Source organism: Vreelandella neptunia (assembly GCF_000712975.1).
Classification (GTDB): Bacteria; Pseudomonadota; Gammaproteobacteria; order Pseudomonadales; family Halomonadaceae; genus Vreelandella; species Vreelandella qaidamensis.
The window spans coordinates 577,902-596,184 of sequence record NZ_JHQL01000002.1; the positions used below are offsets into that span (position 1 = coordinate 577,902).

The following is an 18,283-nucleotide window of genomic DNA, read 5'->3' on the forward strand; positions in this document are numbered from 1 at the left end:
CTTGTGACTGCTTAGCGGAAGGCAACATCACGCAGGAACAGCGCAATTTGCGGGAACATGATCAGCAGCGCTGCCGCTAAAATCAGCATAAAGATGAAGGGCGGTGTACCTTTGATGACTTCCCAGTAAGGCCGCTTAAAAATCGCAATCGCGGTAAATATATCGCAGCCAAAGGGCGGTGTCGCCGAACCTATTGCTACCTGTAACGTGATCAATATACCTACCAGAACAGGGTCAAGGCCGGTGGCTGCAATCGCAGGAGCAAAAATGGGCGTAAGCACCAGAATGACCACAATTGGGTCAACAAACATGCAAGCAACAAAGAAAGAGATACAGATCGCAATCAGCACGCCTGTAGGCCCAGCCTCATTAACGCCGACCGCTTCCAGAATCATTTGTGGAATCTGCGCGAATGAAATTATCCAGGAAAATCCATTACCCACAGCGACCAAAATAAAGACCACCGCAGTGATTAAGCCCGTGGATTTAGCAATCGCATAAATATCTTTCATCTTCAGCGAACGGAACACCACAAACTCAAGCAGCACAGCATAGAGCACGCATGCTGCCGCCGCTTCCGTCGGGCTAAAAATACCACCGTAGATACCACCCACAATAATGACAGGAAAACCCAGCGGCCAAAGCGCTTTTTGTACGGCGACTGCGCGCTCTTTCCAGCTAGCTCGCGGCTCAGTAGGTACATCTTTTACTACAGCATAAATAACGCAATAAATTGAGAACATCAGCAGAATTAATAACCCTGGCCCAATGCCTGCAATAAACAGCTCGCCAATCGAGGTGCCCGAAATAACCCCGTAGATAATCATGCCAATGCTAGGAGGAATCAGGAAGGCAATGTCACTAGCATTAATAATCAGAGCCAGTGTGAAGGGGTCAGAGTAGCCCGCTTTCAGCATTTTAGGCCGCAGTGGTGACCCAACTGCCACTACGGTTGCCTGAGTAGACCCTGAAACCGCACCAAACAGCGTACAAGACGTTGCTGTACTGACCGCAAGCCCCCCTTTAATATGGCCTATAAAGGACATCACCATATCGATCAGCCGATTAGCCGACTGGCCGCGCGTCATAATATCGGCCGCCAGAATAAACATTGGTACTGCAATCAGCGAGGCTGGCCTGATACCCGCCATCATCTGCTGAATCAGCGTATCCATTTGGCCAAAGCCATTAAACATCATATAAAAGCCGATTACCGCTGCCGTAATCAGCGGAATCATCATAGGAAAGCCCAGCAGCAGCAGGGCAATCATGGTGACTACCATTATCGTCGTCATAGCGTTCCCCTAGAGTATAAGCCCTGCTTTACACTTCAGTTTCGGTATCTTTGTAACCGTCGACTACCCCAGTAGAGAGATATACATCTCGAGAGGTCAGGTTTTTAATCGCCGTCAACAGGTATTGAATGCCTGTAATCAGAAAGCCCATAGGTACCCAGATATAAATAATCCAAATGGGAATCCCAAGAGACGGCAATACGCGACCCTTGCTTTGCAGGTCGAGTATGTACACCACGGAGTAATAAAGCAGAAAGAACATAACGAGAGAGGTAAATAACGAAATAACTATCATCAATACCTTTCGTCCACCAACCGGTAACGCATCGTAGATTGCCGACATGCGAATGTGACGGCCGTGGCGAGCAGCGTAACCGATACCCGCAAAGGTAATCATAATGATTAAAATACGGTTTAATTCACCTGAAAACATAATGCTATTACCAAATACAAAGCGGGCAATAACATTGGTGACCGTATTCAACGCCATTAGCAAAACCCCCATCGCCAGTATCACTGACTCGATTTTGCTAATTACGGTGTCGATCACACCTAGTATGCCGGGCAAACCCGAACGGTAATTTATTTCAGACTCTTCTTCGGTCATCGCCGATCTCCTCTTATGCAGCGTGGCGGCTAACTATCCGGGGCTGCGTAGCGCCTCTTCCTTCACTGACCACCGAACGGAGCGTGTCCGGCCTTGCTCATTTTGTAGCGTAACGGTTAATAACTCTTTCCGCTTCAACGCTGGATGGACGTAAATTTTTCTGTCTTTTACGTATGGTTACGCGCTTTTTTTGTTACGTAGTCGTCAGATCCGGCTAAGCATCTAAGAACAAAAAAGGGGCAGCGCTGGCTGCCCCTAGGTGATTTTTCGTTGAAGCGAGGGTGCTAAACGCTAAATCACTCGTTAGTTACGGCTTCGAGATCAGCTTTAAACTGCTCAAGTAGCTCAGCACCACGCTCGCCCGTCATGCCCAAGAAGGCTTCTTCAACCTGCGGTGCACGCTCACGGAAGGCTTGAATCTGTTCTTCGTTCAGGCGCGTTACTGTCACTTCGTCGGAAGCTTCCTGAATTTTAGCTAACGCTTCGTCAGCTAGCCCTTTAATGTGCTCGATTGTGTGATCATATGCAGCATCAGACGCTTCCCGTACTAGCTCCTTATCTTCATCAGACAAGCCATCATAGAAGTCCTGATTCGCCATCATAGCGGTAGTGAACCAACCATGGCCTGTAAAGGTAAGGTGCGGTGACACTTCATATAAACCGCCAGACTCGATCCAGAAGATCGGATTTTCTTGACCATCGATAATACCGGTTTGCAGGCCACCATATACTTCGCCCCACGGCAGCGGAGTCGGTGTTGCACCAAAGGCATCATAAGTTTCTGAAAGCAAAGGGTTCGTCATGGTACGAATTTTTTTGTTATTCATATCATCCGGCGAGCTAATCGGCTCATCGGTAGTGACGACCATTTCACCTTCAGGGTACATCTTCAGCAGCTCAAGACCTTGCTCGGCATAAAGCTCCGGGAACATCTCGTTAATAGCCTTACTCTCATCAAAGAAAGTGAGGACAGTTTCTTCATCGGTAGGTAATAAGTAAGGAATGAAGAAAATTTGCGCTTCTGGAATAAGCGAACCAGTAAACCCAGGTGACTGGTTAACGAACTGAAGAATACCGTTTTGTGTCTGCTCCATGATGTCGTCAGACTCACCTAGCTCACCAAAACGATAAACCTGAACGCTGTGATCAGAATTCTCTTCAATATATTCTTTGAAGGCGTAAGCGAACACATCCTGAACGTCGCCTTCGTACTCTTCGTGGGCATAACGCCAGTTGTCTGCTTGAGCGGCAGCGCTGAGGCCAAATAAAAGTGCACCGATGCTCGCAGTCGTCATTAACTTGGTCGTTACTGAACGAGTCGAAATTAACTTGCTTGCCTTCATGCGAAGTTCCCCTAGCAGTGGTAAGCGCGCTGTACGAGTGCGCCAGTATTCAATTTTTGTATAATGCGTGCTGCTCTAAAACACTCTACTCATTGCTACGTTCGTTGCCACAGGTCTCTTGAAACAACTGTCTTTATCAGCATTATTCATAAAAGCATGTCTTTTTTGATTCGTTTAGAACAGCCTTCAAAAATAGCTTTTAAAACAGTTAAAAAGAGCCATGACACTCTTATAAACACGCGTTATTCAAAAATAGCTTAATTTCAGGCTAGCGCGGTCGCTCGTAGCGGTCAAGCTGTGTCGCAAGCCTATTAAGTGCCTCCCTAACCTTCTCGCGTTCAGGTTGCACAACCACTTGCTCAAGTGCAAGCGCATCAAAAAACAGCCTATCTTGCAGCCATTGTGCAACATCATGCTGGCTTATAGCGCAGTTTGTTAAACGCTGTTTATGGGTAGACGCTTGCAATATCCATTGCTGCCAGCGTTGAAGATTCTCACGCTCAGCCTGCAACTCAGCCTGTTGAAGCGTCTTTCGCAACTGCGCAACGGCCCCATTGTTTACTGCTTGTGGCTTAAGTTCACGACGTAGCTGGCGTAAAACGGCCGTCACTGACTGCTGCCAGTGATTGCTCGCTTTGCGCTCCACCGCCAACGCATCTGGCATTATCTGAAGGCCGTATTGGTAGAGCCAGCCATGGACTAGAAGCTCACACACATCAACCCCGGCCCTGTCCTGTAGCACAAGGCATGCTTGCTCAACCCCTGGCTGAGCATAAAATGCCAGTGCAAAATCCCATAGCGAAGCCTGCTGTAAGCGCTGTAATCGGTTAGAATCGAACATTGATTTACCCACTTTTCTCGGGAGAATGCATGATCGCACTGCGCCAAGTCGCCCTGCAACGGGGCACACAAACACTACTCGATAACGCTGATCTTACGCTCCACAGCGGCGTAAAAGCTGGCATTATCGGGGCAAACGGCGCCGGTAAGTCGAGCTTATTCAAACTTCTGCTAGGCGAGCTTGGCCCTGACCAAGGCGACGTTGAGATGAGCGGTGGCCAGCGGATAGCCCACATGGCCCAGGAAGTGGAAGCACTGGATCGACCCATTGTGGAGTACGTACTTGATGGGGATCACGCGCTGCGTCAAGCTGAGACTGATCTGCTGGCTGCACGCAAAGCAGACGATGCGCATCGCGAGGCCGAGTTGCATGGCTTAATAGAAACGCTGGATGGCTACACGGCAGAGTCGCGAGCATCGCAGCTATTGGTGGGGCTCGGTTTTGTGCAAGCGGATCTGCAGCGGCCCTTGTCGGACTTTTCCGGTGGCTGGCGTATGCGGGTGAATCTAGCCTGCACGCTATTTATGCCATCTGATTTATTGCTACTTGATGAGCCGACCAACCACCTTGATCTCGACGCCCTGCTTTGGCTTGAACAATGGCTAACCCGCTATCCAGGCACGTTGCTGCTCATTTCGCACGATCGTGACTTCCTAGATGCCGTATGTGATCACATCGTGCACATGCACCACCAGACGCTAGAGCTCTACCGCGGCAACTATTCCCGCTTTGAGCGCACCCGAGCTGAAAAGCTTGCTTTGCAGCAGGCTGAAGCGGCCAAACAGCAGGCTCGCCGTGAAGAGATTGAGCGCTTTATTGCACGCTTTCGCGCCCAGGCAACAAAAGCAAAGCAGGCACAAAGCCGTGTGAAGATGCTGGAACGCATGGGCGATATCGCCGTTGCTCATACAGATTCTCCTTTTCACTTCACCCTACCTGCAGCAGATAAGACCTCACACCCGCTGCTAGTGCTGGATCAAGCCACCTTGGGCTATCGCGGCGATACGGGGGATGTCGCCCAATTAAAGAAAGTCAACATTACGCTATTACCCGGCAGCCGCATTGGCCTGTTAGGCCCCAACGGCGCGGGTAAATCAACGCTGATTAAGTCACTGACCGGCGAGCTAGCGCTGCTAGAGGGTAAGCGGGTGCCTGGCGAGCATTTGGCCATTGGCTACTTTGCCCAGCACCAGCTGGAGAGCCTGGACGTGACCACGACACCGTTTGTCCATGTGCAGCGGCTCTCTCCTACCGCGAGCGACCAGGAAATTCGCAACTTCCTAGGTGGCTTTGGCTTTAAGGGCGATGACGCCTTTGGCGAAGTTGGCACCTACTCAGGCGGTGAAAAAGCGCGCTTGGCACTCGCGCTGGTTGCTTGGCAAAAACCTAACCTCCTGCTACTCGATGAGCCAACCAACCATCTAGATCTGGAAATGCGCGAGGCGTTGACCGAGGCGCTGGCAAGCTTTGAAGGCACCGTCATTCTGGTATCCCACGATCGCCACCTATTGCGTGCCACAGTCGATGAGTTCTGGCGGGTGGCAGACCACCGGGTAGAACCCTTTGATGGCGACCTCGACGACTACCGGGTATGGTTGAAGGCACGATTGGAAGAGAGCCGCCGGGATTCGCGCAGTGAGAAAAGCGACCGCCAAAGCCAACAGCCCAGCGGTGACCGCAAAGCAGCCCGTAAGGCAGCGGCGGAACTGCGCGAGAAACTACGGCCGCTGAAAAAAGAGCGCGATCAAGCTGAAAAAACCATGGAGAAAGCTCAGCGCGAGCTTGAAGAAGTAGAAGCTATTCTGGCTGACCCAATGCTTTATACCGACAGTGCTCGTAAAGTAGAGCTTACCGATGCACTTGCCCAACAGGCGAAAATCAAAAGCCGCCTGGACAACGCTGAACAGCAGTGGCTAGCAGCAGAGGAGGCGTTAGAAACCATGGAAGCGGAGCTGTTGGCCAGCGAAGACACCTAAGACCGCACCACTACAAAGTTGCGCCACTCTCGCTCCAGCGCTAAAAAGTTAGCTTTCAAGCAAGAACGTTACCGGCCCATCGTTAACCAGCGCCACTTGCATATTCGCACCGAACTGGCCGGTAGCCACAGTGGGCCAAGCAGAGCGGACGCTGGACACCAAGTAATCAAACAACCGATGCCCTTCCTCAGGCGGAGCTGCGCTAGAGAAGCTGGGACGCAGTCCTTTGCGCGTATCAGCGGCCAGGGTGAACTGAGACACTAGCAATAGGCCTCCGTTTGCCTGCTGTACGTTAAGATTCATCTTATCGTCGTGGTCGCTGAAGACACGATAGTGCAGCAGCTTATGCAATAGTTTTTCAGCATCAGCCTCGCTATCGCCTTTTTCAACACCCACTAATGCCAGCAAACCATGGTCAATGGCTCCCACTGTTTCACCCTCGACCGTCACACTGGCATTTTTCACCCGCTGAATCAGTGCCTTCACACTTTCCCCTTACGATATTATCCCAAGAAGAGATAGTGTAATCGCTTGCCTAGGCGTCAGCCAAAAGCCTTTTACCGTCTTAACGCTGGCCTAACAGTGCATTACGAAAGTCATCGCTTAGTGGGCGCTCGCCCAACCAAATACCAAACAGAGCACTGGCGAACTCTACGCTCTCGTCTTCAAACACCACATCACCATTAAGGGTGAGCTGCAGCGCCTCCCCATCCCAACTAAGCAGATAGCGATCACCAGGTGTGACATCACGATAGCCTTGGTTCAGCCGCTCTAGGTCCTCTTCGATCTGATTAAACTCGTAGAGTGTCAGCGACGCTTTTAGCGTTTTCTCAGTCGCTTCAGCAAAGTCGGCTGCCTCAATATCATGAAAATAAGCTAGCTCAAGACGCCGAGGCACATTACTCAACGGCTGTGGTTCAGTTTCCCCTTCAAGCTGATAGTAGGCCCCTGCATACGCCGTCCAAATCATGTAGCGAAACACCCCACTCCCTATTAACGCATAACGTTGCCCATCACTGTCCACGATGCGCTCAAAGCGCTCCCCTCGCTCGGTGACGCTATCGGCCAATACATTAGGCGCCAATAGGCAAATACCTACTGTTAACAGCGCGCCTAGCGCTAAAGGATATTTGTGTACAGATAGCATAGCGAAAACCTCTTTCACTCGGAATATTAGCTATACATACACAAAATAAAAATAAAGGTTCCGTACAACAATTACCAAGAGCGACACAACATGAGATCACAATGAGGTTCGCCCAGCAGCATTTCGGTCACTTGGCTAGTGTGCTGGGGCTGGCCACGGCTACCAATAATCACTAAATCGGGTGAGTGGCGCTTCATATAATCGTGGAGCACATCGCAGGGCTGCCCTGGCTCAAGCACTAGCTCGACATCAGGCACGCCATCAAGATCGCGCATTAAACTCTCAATTTCGTTATCCAGCGTCCTACGTAAGCGCTCTACTTCATGATCTCGCCACTGGGCAAAATTAGCCTGAGAGCCCAGCTCGCGCTCTCCAGGCAAGCTCCAGGCATGCAGGAGTGTCAGCTTCGCTTCAGGGAAGCGAATGAGTGCCTCCCTGAGTGTTTGACGAGCGGTAAGCGAAAAATCGATTGGCACCAGGATATGTTGCCAGGGCTGGGTTGGTAGATAAGAGGCGACCACCACTGGGCAGGGCGCACTTCTCAACACACGCATAACGGTAGTGCCTAAAAGAAGGTCTTTTTGCCCGCGTTTACGGTGCATACCCATAATAATTAACGAGGCATTGCGTTCGTGAGCTTCTCGAACGATTTCAACATGCGGCGCACCCACAACGGTCTGAATGAGTAACGAAGGCGCTTCCAGCGCGTAATCTTCGCGCAGATCGGTCAGGGTGGCGCTGATGTCTTCATTCACCGCGCTTTCAACGTCGTGAAGAACACGACGGGGCAGATAGGGGTCAAGGACATGAAGAATGTCGAGCTGCGCTCCTTGGGCATAGGCTAGCCGTAAAGCTCGGGCAAAGGCAGCGCGGTTATCCTGAGAAAGATCCGTAGCAAATAGCAGCGTGCGAGACATGGCACAACTCCTTGGCCGATCAAGTCGGCACCGTCAGTAGGCACGTTAGATAGCCATACAGGCACTGTTCAGCATGGTGTTCGTTTGTACATACCGCAAGGTGTCTCTTACCTTTTCCACCGCTGCTCTACATGCTTATTGCGCTAGATCATTTCTCTTACCACCACGCGTGAAAATGATGTACAGGTCCTCGCCCACGACCGACATTGAGGCGAGCGCTCGCTTCTAATGCAGCATGCAACCACTGTTTTGCTTCACCAATTGCCTGCTTAGGCGCGCTGGCCTCTGCATCAGCAGGCAGTTTCGCCAAGCACGCCGCAATTGCAGAGGAGAGTGCGCAGCCTGTGCCGTGCAGGTTGTCAGTGGCAATACGCGAGGCAGGAAGCCATGTGTGTCCATTTGGGGTTGCCAGTAAATCTGGACAAGTATCCCCACGCAGATGACCTCCTTTCAGCACCACGTAAGGCGCTCCCAACTCCACCAGCGCTGGCAGCATCGCTTCCATATCGTCTAGTGAAGTAGGCGGTTCGGTATTTAAGAGCACCGCCGCTTCGGGCAAATTAGGCGTAATGACGTCCGCTAAAGGTACCAGTATGTCGCGCACTGCGCGTATGCCAGCATCGCCAACCAAAATATCACCACTTTTTGCCACCATAACCGGGTCCAAGACGACCCAACGGGGACGGTTTTGGCGCAACACATCAGCAATGACCTCAGCAACTTCACGGCTAGCGACCATGCCAATTTTAACTGCCTCTAATTCGACGTCATTTAACAGGTGCGCTAACTGCTCACGAATGACCTGAGCCGACACAGGGTACACCGCTGCCACGCCACACGTGTTTTGCACCGTCAGTGCTGTCACCACACTGGTGCCATAAGTACCTAAAGCGGAAAACGTCTTGAGGTCTGCTTGAATACCTGCGCCACCAGAAGGGTCAGAACCCGCGATGGTGAGTACATTGCGAAGGCGGGAGTCGATAGACATGGGGTTCCTTACTTAACGGTTCAGTAGTTCTCTAGCATACCCAAATGCGCAGCTAAACAAGAACTGCTTAAGCAAGGACTTTTTAGACAGGGCTGCTTAAATAAAACAATGGCCGCCCTTAGGCGGCCATTGCATGTTCAACAAGCGTAAAATGCCAGTAGCATATTTATGTCACTATTAGGCCTTTACTGCTAGGCCTTTACTGCCTCGCATCCCCCTCGGGATTACGCGCGTTGTAATACGCCTGTTCAGAAATCGCATGGTAGTCTTCTACCTTATTCTGAAACGCTTGGTACGACTCATAGATACGCGTTGCCAGCTCGCTAGACTCCGCCAGCTCTGCCACGACATCGGCAGAGTGCTCACGGGCTTGAGCAAGAACATCATCAGGGATACGGCGCAACTCAACGTCATGCTCGTTGACCAACGTCACTAGCGCATCGTTATTACGCGCGGTGTATTCGTCTAGCACATTAGCATTAACATCGCGCACGGCCGTGGTAAGAATGGCCTGTAAATCTGCCGGTAGTTCAGCCATCGCTTCTTCGTTCACAATAGCTTCAAACATTACGGTCGGCTCGTGCCAACCTGGGTAATAGTAATAATCAGCGGCTTGGTGCAGGCCAAAGGCTAAGTCGTTATATGGGCCAATCCATTCGGTTGCATCAATGGCGCCAGACTGTAGCGAGGTGAAAATTTCACCGCCCGGCATGTTAACTATCGCTACGCCCATACGGCTCATTACTTCACCACCAAGCCCTGGCATACGCATTTTCAAACCATCAAGGTCATCAACCGAGTTGATTTCCTTGTTGTACCAACCGCCCATTTGTACACCAGAAGCACCGGCCACCAGCACATCGACACCGAAGTCATCATACAGCTCGTTCCAAAGCTCCATACCGCCGCCAAAATGCAGCCAAGCATTCATTTCCTGTGCGTTCATGCCAAACGGTACGGCAGCAAAGAACTGCGCAGCGGGCGCTTTGCCTTTCCAGTAATAAGAAGCCGAGTGGCCAAGTTCAGCGGTACCATCGGATACAGCATCAAATACTTCAAACCCCGGCACCAACTGACCAGCGCCAAAGACTTCAATGGTCAGGCGACCATCGGACATCTCTTCCACCAACTGCGAGAGCCGCTCAGGCCCCTGCCCTACACCTGGGAAGTTTTTCGGCCAAGAGGTGACCATTTTCCAGCGAAAGTTTTCTTGCGCCTGGGCCTGATTATCAAAACTTGAAACCACCAGCAAGCTAGCGGATAGCGCAGTTGTCATCGCAATAGCGACAGGTAGAGCTTTGGCTTTCATACGAACCCTCTTATTTCTATTTTTACTGTTATGGGTAGAGAGATTACCGCCTAGCACTATTGGCCAGGCGGTCTGTTACAAGCCGTGACTATTTATAGCTTTGCGGCTTTACTTAAGATTGCCACTCTGTGCCGTTGATAGTAACGATATTTTTCAACTCGGCACTCATCAAAACAGCGTATGTCAGAGTAGCCCTGGCAGCCATGTGGCGAGCTGCGGGAAAAACGTTAGCATCAGTAACATGGCAAGCTGCATCAAGATAAACGGGATTACCCCACGGTAAATCGCCGAAGTAGGCACCGAGGGTGGTGCCACGCCACGTAAATAGAACAGCGCAAAACCAAATGGCGGGGTTAAGAACGATGTTTGCAGATTAATAGCGATCATGATGCCCAACCAAATCGGGTCAAGCCCCATGGCCAGAAGAATCGGCCCAACGATAGGCACCACCACAAAGGTGATTTCGATAAAGTCGAGAATAAAGCCAAGTAGGAAGATGACTAGCATGACAATAATGGTCGCGCCCACTACCCCACCGGGCATACCTTCAAACAGTTCAGTGACCATATGCTCGCCACCATAAGCCCGGAAGACCAACGAAAACAGGGCAGCACCGATCAAAATCATGAACACCATGGTCGTCACATGGGTAGTTGAACGCAGCACGTCTTTCAGCGTTGCCCAATCCAACTGACGATAAGCAAGGGCTAACACCAAAGCACCAAAGGCGCCAACGGCCGATGCTTCAGTAGGCGTTGCAAAACCACTTAAAATCGAGCCAAGTACCGCCACAATAAGCACTACGGGAGGTACTAAGCCTTTCAACAGTAGCATTCCCAGGCCTGAGGTATGCCCAAGCTCTGCCATCAGCTCTTCACGATTAGCGGCTGGTGCCATGTGCGGCCGAAATAGCGCCACCAGGGCAACATAAATCATATACATCACCACCAGGATCAGCCCTGGCACCAGGGCACCCATAAATAAGTCGCCTACAGAGACTGTTTTAGGACTAAAAATGCCCATAGAGAGCTGCGCCTGCTGATAAGCCGAGGACAGCACATCACCCAAAAGGACTAGCGCAATAGAAGGCGGAATAATCTGCCCTAACGTGCCAGTTGCACAAATAGTACCGGTTGCCAGTGAGGTGCTATAACCACGCTTTAACATAGTGGGTAGCGACATAAGCCCCATGGTAACCACCGTCGCACCTACAATACCGGTGGAGGCCGCCATCAGCATTCCTACCAACGTCACCGAAATACCCAAGCCGCCACGCATAGCACCAAACAGCAGCGCCATGGCATCAAGTAGTGTTTCAGCTACTTTAGACTTTTCAAGCAAGACGCCCATTAAAACAAACAGTGGCACTGCCAGCAGCGTTTGGTTGGTCATAATGCCGTAAAGCCGATTGGGCAACGCAGCGAGATAACCACTATCAAAGTTAGCGTCGATACCTATGGCTTCTAAACCTAATCCCATGCCTGCAAATAGCAGCGCGGTACCTGCTAACGAAAGCGCCACCGGAAAGCCAAACATCAACACAATGCAGATGGAGGCAAATAAAATAATTGGCATAAATTCCAGCATCAAACGCGCTCCTCAAGATGGTTGTCATCACCAATAGACGGGGATATCCGGCCAGTAAATACGTAGCCATTGCGCACCACTTCAATGACACCTTGCAGGATCATCAGCGCAGCAAAGAGCGGTATTAACGTTTTCAGTGCAAAGACAGCTGGAATGCCACCGTAGTCTGAGGAGGTCTCCATAATACGCCAAGAGTTAGCAACGTAACCAAAGCTGGAAGCGATGATAAAAATCATCACGGGCATTAACAAAGTGATAATGCCCACAATATTAACCACCGCCTGGCGGCGGGGCGTCATTCCACGATAAAAAATATCAACCCGTACATGACCATCGTGGCGAAAGGTATAGGCCGCAGCGAGCATAAAGACACTGGCATGCATATACATCACCAGTTCTTGCATAAAAATGCTGTTAACGCTGAAAACATAACGAAGCAGTACAATCGCGAACTGAATCAACATCATAATGATGATCAGCCACGCAAGGCTACGTCCAAACCACTCCGAAATGCGGTCCAGCGCAGCGATAAACGCAGGTAGTTGTGTTGTGTCCGACATGGAAGTGTCTCGCGTAAAACGGCTAGTGGAGTCAGGGGGCAGACAATAGCGCATATACGCAGACAATGCAGCGCCTGTACACCACCAAGTAAACTAACGTTAAACGCTTTGACGAATTGCCGCCAGGCAAGCTGCAGGTAGCGGTAAATCCACAGCAATCGGCAGATGGTCTGAAAACAAATGATCCAATACGCGCACATCGGCGGCTTCGAGGGTTTGAGACAGCAGAATATGATCTAGAGCACGACGAGGTTGCCAGGAGGGGTAGCTAAGCAGTGGCTTAACCGGGTGAAGCGGCAACGACGTACTAAAACGTTCATGGGCATGAAGCTGCTCAGGCGTACAATTAAGATCCCCCATCACCACCACATGACGCAACGGCTCGATAATGTTACTCAGATAATTAAGCTGACGAACCCGTCCGCGGTGACTCAGCGCCAAATGAGCTACAAAGATATGCAGTGCATCTGGCCCTTCTCCATAGCGCGCATGAATAGCACCACGACCTGGCAACATCCCAGGCAAGCGATGCTCTTCGATATGGCTAGGCACAATGCGCGACAATAGCCCATTACTATGCTGGGCAAACTGCCCCAAATTACGATTTAATTGTTGAAAGTAGTGGGGAAATCGCGCCTGGGAAGCAAGGTATTCAACTTGGTTAACACGGCCAGAACGGAAGCTGCCACCATCGACCTCTTGTAACCCAACCACATCAAATGGCGCTAACACATTTCCCATTTGCGCTAAGCGCTTAAGACGTTGTGGGTGGGGCAGTACATGCTGCCAGCTACGGGTAAGATAATGGTGATACGCTGACGTTTGAATACCCACCTGTAAATTAAACGTCAGCAGACGAAGGTGACCACGTTCAGCCAGAGATGACGCAGGCAAGCCTATTTGCCCCCCTGCGTGCCCCTGCTCTAACACGGTTATTGTGTGCGCTCATTACGCACACGCTCAACGAGCGCATCCGCAATTTGCGGCATATTCTCCAAGCTACCGGCGGTGCTGGGAGACACAAGGTAGCGGCCATCAATAACTAAGGCAGGCACGCCCATCAGGCGCATTTCACGCATGCGGCCATTTGCTTTATTGACCTCACTGCGAACGTCGAATGCCGTCAATGCTTGCTTGGCTTCTTTTTCACTTACACCGTAATTAGAGAAAAATTCAGCGATTTCATCTGGGTCAGTCAGCGAGCGACCATCTTCATGAATCGCTTCAAAGAAATCAGCGTGCAGTTGCTCTTCAATGCCCAGTGATTCCGCCGCATAAAACGCTGTCGCGTGGGTATTCCAATCACCACCCATCGTTGCAGGCATATGAACAACGCTAACGTCATCTTCAAGGGTTGCGTACCACTCGCTTACTGGTTCTTGCAGCCGATAACAATGCGGGCAGCCAAACCAAAACGCTTCGGTCACTTCAATCTGTCCCTCATCTACCTGGGTTGCTACCGGCGACTCAAGCAGCGTGTAGTGCTGTCCTTCCACCAGCTCCTGGGCACTCACTGAGGCAGAAAGGCCTAAACCAGCTACCGCGACCATTAACGTTTTCAACATAGCAAAAATTCTCCAAGAATAAGCGAGACTATGACCGCTAAGCATATACAGAGGTTCCCCATCTCTTTAATTACCAGTGAGATAGGGCACCTTGATTAGCAGCGACTAGTTCAAGCCTAATAGATAATTCGCTACAGCCTCCATGTCGTTATCGCTCATTTTGGAAGCGATATCGCCCATGATGTTATTCGGGCTGTTGGCACGCTCACCGGAAGCAAAGTCTTGCAACGTAGACACCGTGTACTCTGCGTGCTGGCCTGAAAGTGCCGGATATACCGCACTACCGATGCCAGCCCCCGTGGGGGTATGACAAGCGCTGCACGCAGGAATACCTTTGGTCATATCACCTGCCCGGTACAACTCTTCACCTCGGGCTAAAAGCTCAGCATCTTCGTCGCTGGTCTGACCAAGGTTCGCATCTTGTCCTGCGAAATGAGCAGCAACGTCCCAAGCGTCTTGATCAGAGTAATCGTCAACCAGCCCCGCCATTTGCGCGACAACGCGGTTACCGTCGCGAATATCCATGATCTGCTTAGCTAGGTAGGACATTTGCTGTCCTGCTAGGTTGGGAAAAGCGCCCGATGGACTAATACCCTGCTGACCATGGCAGGCCGCGCAGGTTTGAGCCATTTCACGACCAGCCGCCGCATCCGCGTCCGCTTGGTGGTCGGTTTGAGCATGTACGGTGCCAACGGCACCCATGGTAATTGCCAGGCTTGCCAGTAACTTTCTCATTGCTATTCCACTATGCCGTTTGATTATTGACTGGTACGCACCCTGGGCGCTGCCCAGGTTCAGCACTTTACCAGGGTCAGCTCCGCCAAAACGAACAACATGTCGTGTTGGTCGCTGCTGGCTAGAGCGCGATGGTACACTAGCGCCCCAGGTCGCAGTTATAAACCGCTTGCATTATAACGAATCACCCTAGCGGCGGGAATGCAAGTCCAGGTCTGCTTTTGGGGTAATTCGTCGCGGTACCGTCATTTACTCACGTTAACGTGGTGAAACGGGCCGTCTTATACGTCTGTTTTTCAGGATTAACACCATGTCTACTGCTAATGATAACCCAATCGCCCGGCTGAACTACCCCACTGCCCGCTTTATGATCAGTGCACCAACACTTGCCCTGTGCCCAGATGATACTGGCGCAGAAGTAGCGTTTGCCGGGCGCTCCAATGCGGGTAAATCAAGTGCGATTAATGCACTTACCCAACAAAATGCCTTAGCCCGTACCTCACGTACACCGGGCCGTACTCAGCTAATCAACTTTTTCAGCATCATGAACGACGAGTCACGCCGCTTAGTCGACTTACCCGGCTACGGCTACGCCAAAGTACCGGAAGCCGTGAAGCTTGAGTGGCAGCAGCACCTGTCTGATTATCTACGCGGTCGCTTCAGCCTACGCGGTCTTGTACTGCTAATGGACGTGCGCCATCCGCTAACCGAATTTGATCAAATGATGCTCAACTATGCCGACAAGCGCGAAATGCCCGTGCATATTCTGCTCACCAAGTCCGATAAATTAAAAAAAGGTCCTGCTAGTGCCACGCTGCAAAAAGTCCGCTCTCGCCTTAAAGAGTGGGAAGACCTAGTCTCAGTTCAGCTTTTCTCGTCGCTCAAACGCGATGGTGTGGATACACTTTCACAAAAACTTGACCAGTGGCTGCATACCCCTGAGTAAACCAAGGTTTGCCGAACAAGCCAAGTTTTCCCAAACAAGCTGAACCTTGCTAACGATACATTATCTTGCCAACCAAGCCTGGCTACTTAAAATCCGCCGCAACCGCTATATTAGGGGCGTCGTTCTAACCACTCGATTAGTTCGGGCAGCTCTTTCACGTGGGCAATGCGGTGAATACGTGCGGGCAAGGCTTGATCGCCTTGCGCGGCAATCCATGCGGCATGCATGCCCAGCTGCTGGGCAGGCACTACGTCTTCTTGCCAGGAGTCACCTACATGCATCGCGCGATGGGGCGCTACGTTAAGACGCTCCAGGGCAGTGAGAAACGGCTTAGGATCTGGTTTTGGTGCCAATAACTCCCCGGCTGCAATAGCGACTGGGAAGTACGCTGCTAACGGCTGACGTTTAAGATGAATATTGCCATTGGTAATAGCCGCTAGTTGGTATCGCTCGCTCAACGCGGATAACAGCCCAGCGGCTTCAGCGTGCGGCGTTACTTGAACCCGCAGGCGATGAAACTCATTCATAGCAGCGGCAGCCCACAGCAATGCACTACTGCGTGTTAAGCCTTGGGCTTCCAACTGTGCTTCTAACGCCCGCAAGCGCAGCCAGGTAAAATCACCGCGCCGTTCTGGCACTCGCTTGGCCCACTCTTGGCGGCGCTCTAGGTAATCGGCCAGCCCCTGCTGGTAACTCAGCGCTAATGGCGCTTCATGGCGAGTTTTGCGCCACACCGCCAGCGCTTCAATTAGCCAACGATAGTGGCCCTCTTCCGTTTTTAACATCACGCCTTGGTTGTCCCACAGCGTATCATCAAGATCAAACGTAATCGCTTGTAGCGAAGCCATGGTTAACTCCGTGTAGGGCGGCGTTTAGCGCGGGGGTGAGCTGCATCATAACTTTCGGCTAAATGCTGCCAATCGAGGCGGGTGTAGACTTGAGTCGTCGATAAATTAGCATGCCCCAGCAACTCCTGAACCGCCCGCAGGTCTTGGCTGGACTCCAATAAATGACTTGCGAACGAGTGCCGCAATCGATGGGGATGAAGGTGTTCGGGCAAACCCCGCACAATAGAAAGTTGCGCCAACCGTTTTTGAATACCACGATGCCCTAAGCGCTGCCCACGCTGGCCGACAAATAGCGCCATTTCACCCGTTGCCGCCAGTTCAGAGCGACACAGCAACCACGCCTTAATCGCTTGATCTGCTCGCTTACCAACGGGCACTTGCCGAGGCTTACTGCCCTTACCCACCACTCTCACATGATGGGCATTTAAGTGACTCACATCCAGCGCAGCAAGTTCCGCTAACCGTAGGCCGCTAGAGTAAAACAACTCAAGCATTGCTTGGTCACGTATTGCCAGCGGCGTGCCATCGTGCGGCGTATCTAAAAAACGTGATAGCGCATCAACATCAAGCGGCCTTGGTAAATGGCTTGGCTGCTTTGGCGTGCGCAGTAATCCCACAGGGTTGTCGGCAAGTACGTGCTGCTGCACAAGATAGTCAGCAAAACGTGATAGCGCAGCGCGGCGGCGGGCTAAACTTCTCGGCGCAAGACCGCGGCTTCGCTCGGCCCCTAAAAAGGCGCGCAGAAATGCAGTGTCTAACGTCTCTGCATCGGTTACACCGCGTTGCTCAGAAAAACGCAGCAGAGCGTTTAAATCCTGACGATACGCCGCCACCGTGGCAGGGCTTGCATGGGCAGCAAGTTTACGTAAATACACGTCGACCTGCGTCGTTAAGGAGCCTGGGCTACCCATGATGATCTAGGCGAAGCAGTAGCCGTGCCACGATATCGCTCAAGTACTCGGTAAATAACGTATCCATACTGGCGCGGTAACAGTCCGGGTCGGGGCTTGCGAGAAGTAAATAGCCCAGCTGCTCGCCTGCGGAAAGCCGCGAAATGGCGCAGGAGCCCGCCCGCCGGGGTGTTTTGGTATGCGGCAACAAGCATTTCCAATCGCTAACGCTGAGCTTGACACAACGGCTGGTGCGCCCATCAAGCAGCGCGGCAAGACGTGCGCTGGCATGCTGATCTAACACATGCCGCGGAGGTTGGGGCGGTGTGGGTTCATCGTCACTTAATGAAGATGGGCACCATAGCGCCATAGCGGGGGTTTGAAAGTGCTCGCTTAATTGGATGGCCAGCGCTTGGGCCAACGTATCGCGATCTTCAGCTTCAACCAAGCTGAGCAGCGTCTCACGCAGACGACGGTACTGTGATTCATTATGCCGCGCGGTTTCCAGAAGATGCTCAAGCCGCCCCTCTGCTGTTTCAGCACGCTGACGTAAGTCAATCACCAGACGCTCTAGCAGCGATACCGCCCCATCGATGTGGGGATGCGGCACCTTGAGCTGCTGCAGCAAGCCTTCACGGCCAACAAAAAAATCGGGATGGCGAGCCAGCCAAAACGCCACTTGATCAGGGTCGAGCGTTTTGCGCGGCTCAAGAGCTTGAGACATCGCCG

19 protein-coding genes are annotated in these 18,283 nt (G+C 51.8%); 2 read left to right on the forward strand and 17 right to left on the reverse strand.

The window, feature by feature from the left end:
* Positions 1-11 precede the first annotated feature (11 nt).
* The 4 genes from CR46_RS0107380 to CR46_RS0107395 all read right to left on the reverse strand — a co-directional run bounded on the left by CR46_RS0107380 (position 12) and on the right by CR46_RS0107395 (position 4,086).
* Positions 12-1,295, reverse strand: coding sequence for a TRAP transporter large permease (locus tag CR46_RS0107380; RefSeq protein WP_030071438.1), 1,284 nt, complete (start codon positions 1,293-1,295; stop codon positions 12-14).
* Between the two features lie 28 nt (positions 1,296-1,323).
* The gene (locus CR46_RS0107385; RefSeq protein WP_030071441.1) at positions 1,324-1,902 is read right to left on the reverse strand and encodes a TRAP transporter small permease; all 579 of its coding nucleotides are present in this window, start codon (positions 1,900-1,902) and stop codon (positions 1,324-1,326) included.
* A 296-nt stretch (positions 1,903-2,198) separates the two neighbouring features.
* On the reverse strand, positions 2,199-3,245 hold the full coding sequence (locus CR46_RS0107390; protein ID WP_030071443.1) for a TRAP transporter substrate-binding protein: 1,047 nt from the start codon (positions 3,243-3,245) through the stop codon (positions 2,199-2,201).
* A gap of 268 nt (positions 3,246-3,513) precedes the next feature.
* Positions 3,514-4,086 carry a TIGR02444 family protein gene (locus CR46_RS0107395; protein WP_030071444.1) on the reverse strand — a complete coding sequence of 191 codons (573 nt, stop codon included), beginning with the start codon at positions 4,084-4,086 and terminating at the stop codon, positions 3,514-3,516.
* Between the two features lie 29 nt (positions 4,087-4,115).
* On the opposite strand from CR46_RS0107395, the gene CR46_RS0107400 reads away from it, so the two are divergent.
* The gene (locus CR46_RS0107400) at positions 4,116-6,062 is read left to right on the forward strand and encodes an ATP-binding cassette domain-containing protein (RefSeq protein ID WP_030071445.1); all 1,947 of its coding nucleotides are present in this window, start codon (positions 4,116-4,118) and stop codon (positions 6,060-6,062) included.
* 48 nt (positions 6,063-6,110) lie between these two features.
* On the opposite strand, the gene dtd is transcribed toward CR46_RS0107400, so the two are convergent.
* The 10 genes from dtd to CR46_RS0107450 all read right to left on the reverse strand — a co-directional run bounded on the left by dtd (position 6,111) and on the right by CR46_RS0107450 (position 14,870).
* On the reverse strand, positions 6,111-6,548 hold the full coding sequence (dtd, locus tag CR46_RS0107405) for a D-aminoacyl-tRNA deacylase (protein ID WP_030071446.1): 438 nt from the start codon (positions 6,546-6,548) through the stop codon (positions 6,111-6,113).
* Positions 6,549-6,627: 79 nt separating this feature from the next.
* On the reverse strand, positions 6,628-7,209 hold the full coding sequence (locus tag CR46_RS0107410; protein ID WP_030071447.1) for a chalcone isomerase family protein: 582 nt from the start codon (positions 7,207-7,209) through the stop codon (positions 6,628-6,630).
* Between the two features lie 71 nt (positions 7,210-7,280).
* On the reverse strand, positions 7,281-8,126 hold the full coding sequence (locus tag CR46_RS0107415) for a universal stress protein (RefSeq protein ID WP_030071449.1): 846 nt from the start codon (positions 8,124-8,126) through the stop codon (positions 7,281-7,283).
* Between the two features lie 157 nt (positions 8,127-8,283).
* Complete coding sequence (gene thiD / locus CR46_RS0107420) at positions 8,284-9,114, reverse strand: bifunctional hydroxymethylpyrimidine kinase/phosphomethylpyrimidine kinase (protein ID WP_030071452.1); 831 nt, start codon at positions 9,112-9,114, stop codon at positions 8,284-8,286.
* 199 nt (positions 9,115-9,313) lie between these two features.
* Positions 9,314-10,423: a TRAP transporter substrate-binding protein gene (locus CR46_RS0107425; protein ID WP_030071453.1), complete on the reverse strand. Its 1,110-nt coding sequence runs from the start codon at positions 10,421-10,423 to the stop codon at positions 9,314-9,316.
* Between the two features lie 183 nt (positions 10,424-10,606).
* Complete coding sequence (locus CR46_RS0107430) at positions 10,607-12,010, reverse strand: TRAP transporter large permease (RefSeq protein WP_030071455.1); 1,404 nt, start codon at positions 12,008-12,010, stop codon at positions 10,607-10,609.
* On the reverse strand, positions 12,010-12,570 hold the full coding sequence (locus CR46_RS0107435; RefSeq protein ID WP_030071456.1) for a TRAP transporter small permease subunit: 561 nt from the start codon (positions 12,568-12,570) through the stop codon (positions 12,010-12,012). The genes CR46_RS0107430 and CR46_RS0107435 overlap by 1 nt, the downstream gene beginning before the upstream one ends.
* Before the next feature lie 99 nt (positions 12,571-12,669).
* Positions 12,670-13,464 carry an endonuclease/exonuclease/phosphatase family protein gene (locus tag CR46_RS0107440; RefSeq protein WP_232222354.1) on the reverse strand — a complete coding sequence of 265 codons (795 nt, stop codon included), beginning with the start codon at positions 13,462-13,464 and terminating at the stop codon, positions 12,670-12,672.
* 38 nt (positions 13,465-13,502) lie between these two features.
* Positions 13,503-14,135: a thiol:disulfide interchange protein DsbA/DsbL gene (locus CR46_RS0107445; RefSeq protein ID WP_030071461.1), complete on the reverse strand. Its 633-nt coding sequence runs from the start codon at positions 14,133-14,135 to the stop codon at positions 13,503-13,505.
* 105 nt (positions 14,136-14,240) lie between these two features.
* Positions 14,241-14,870 carry a c-type cytochrome gene (locus tag CR46_RS0107450; RefSeq protein ID WP_030071463.1) on the reverse strand — a complete coding sequence of 210 codons (630 nt, stop codon included), beginning with the start codon at positions 14,868-14,870 and terminating at the stop codon, positions 14,241-14,243.
* A 310-nt stretch (positions 14,871-15,180) separates the two neighbouring features.
* On the opposite strand from CR46_RS0107450, the gene yihA reads away from it, so the two are divergent.
* The gene (gene yihA, locus CR46_RS0107455) at positions 15,181-15,816 is read left to right on the forward strand and encodes a ribosome biogenesis GTP-binding protein YihA/YsxC (RefSeq protein WP_030071466.1); all 636 of its coding nucleotides are present in this window, start codon (positions 15,181-15,183) and stop codon (positions 15,814-15,816) included.
* Positions 15,817-15,926: 110 nt separating this feature from the next.
* Here the strand turns inward: yihA and CR46_RS0107460 are convergent, their stop codons facing one another.
* From CR46_RS0107460 to CR46_RS0107470, 3 genes are read right to left on the reverse strand one after another with little or no spacing between them, the layout of a single operon-like run.
* Positions 15,927-16,664: an HAD family hydrolase gene (locus tag CR46_RS0107460; RefSeq protein WP_030071467.1), complete on the reverse strand. Its 738-nt coding sequence runs from the start codon at positions 16,662-16,664 to the stop codon at positions 15,927-15,929.
* Between the two features lie 2 nt (positions 16,665-16,666).
* Positions 16,667-17,575, reverse strand: a complete 909-nt coding sequence (locus CR46_RS0107465; RefSeq protein ID WP_030071469.1) for a tyrosine recombinase XerC — start codon at positions 17,573-17,575, stop codon at positions 16,667-16,669.
* On the reverse strand, positions 17,568-18,278 hold the full coding sequence (locus tag CR46_RS0107470) for a DUF484 family protein (protein WP_030071471.1): 711 nt from the start codon (positions 18,276-18,278) through the stop codon (positions 17,568-17,570). The genes CR46_RS0107465 and CR46_RS0107470 overlap by 8 nt, the downstream gene beginning before the upstream one ends.
* Positions 18,279-18,283 lie beyond the last annotated feature (5 nt).

Excerpts from the sequence above, each read along its gene's own strand:
- CR46_RS0107380 (WP_030071438.1), bottom strand. The coding sequence starts at position 1,295 with ATGACGACGATAATGGTAGTCACCATGATTGCCCTGCTGCTGCTGGGC.
- CR46_RS0107385 (WP_030071441.1), bottom strand. The coding sequence starts at position 1,902 with ATGACCGAAGAAGAGTCTGAAATAAATTACCGTTCGGGTTTGCCCGGC.
- CR46_RS0107390 (WP_030071443.1), bottom strand. The coding sequence starts at position 3,245 with ATGAAGGCAAGCAAGTTAATTTCGACTCGTTCAGTAACGACCAAGTTA.
- CR46_RS0107395 (WP_030071444.1), bottom strand. The coding sequence starts at position 4,086 with ATGTTCGATTCTAACCGATTACAGCGCTTACAGCAGGCTTCGCTATGG.
- CR46_RS0107400 (WP_030071445.1), top strand. The coding sequence starts at position 4,116 with ATGATCGCACTGCGCCAAGTCGCCCTGCAACGGGGCACACAAACACTA.
- CR46_RS0107410 (WP_030071447.1), bottom strand. The coding sequence starts at position 7,209 with ATGCTATCTGTACACAAATATCCTTTAGCGCTAGGCGCGCTGTTAACA.
- CR46_RS0107415 (WP_030071449.1), bottom strand. The coding sequence starts at position 8,126 with ATGTCTCGCACGCTGCTATTTGCTACGGATCTTTCTCAGGATAACCGC.
- thiD (WP_030071452.1), bottom strand. The coding sequence starts at position 9,114 with ATGTCTATCGACTCCCGCCTTCGCAATGTACTCACCATCGCGGGTTCT.
- CR46_RS0107425 (WP_030071453.1), bottom strand. The coding sequence starts at position 10,423 with ATGAAAGCCAAAGCTCTACCTGTCGCTATTGCGATGACAACTGCGCTA.
- CR46_RS0107430 (WP_030071455.1), bottom strand. The coding sequence starts at position 12,010 with ATGCTGGAATTTATGCCAATTATTTTATTTGCCTCCATCTGCATTGTG.
- CR46_RS0107435 (WP_030071456.1), bottom strand. The coding sequence starts at position 12,570 with ATGTCGGACACAACACAACTACCTGCGTTTATCGCTGCGCTGGACCGC.
- CR46_RS0107445 (WP_030071461.1), bottom strand. The coding sequence starts at position 14,135 with ATGTTGAAAACGTTAATGGTCGCGGTAGCTGGTTTAGGCCTTTCTGCC.
- CR46_RS0107450 (WP_030071463.1), bottom strand. The coding sequence starts at position 14,870 with ATGAGAAAGTTACTGGCAAGCCTGGCAATTACCATGGGTGCCGTTGGC.
- yihA (WP_030071466.1), top strand. The coding sequence starts at position 15,181 with ATGTCTACTGCTAATGATAACCCAATCGCCCGGCTGAACTACCCCACT.
- CR46_RS0107460 (WP_030071467.1), bottom strand. The coding sequence starts at position 16,664 with ATGGCTTCGCTACAAGCGATTACGTTTGATCTTGATGATACGCTGTGG.
- CR46_RS0107465 (WP_030071469.1), bottom strand. The coding sequence starts at position 17,575 with ATGGGTAGCCCAGGCTCCTTAACGACGCAGGTCGACGTGTATTTACGT.
- CR46_RS0107470 (WP_030071471.1), bottom strand. The coding sequence starts at position 18,278 with ATGTCTCAAGCTCTTGAGCCGCGCAAAACGCTCGACCCTGATCAAGTG.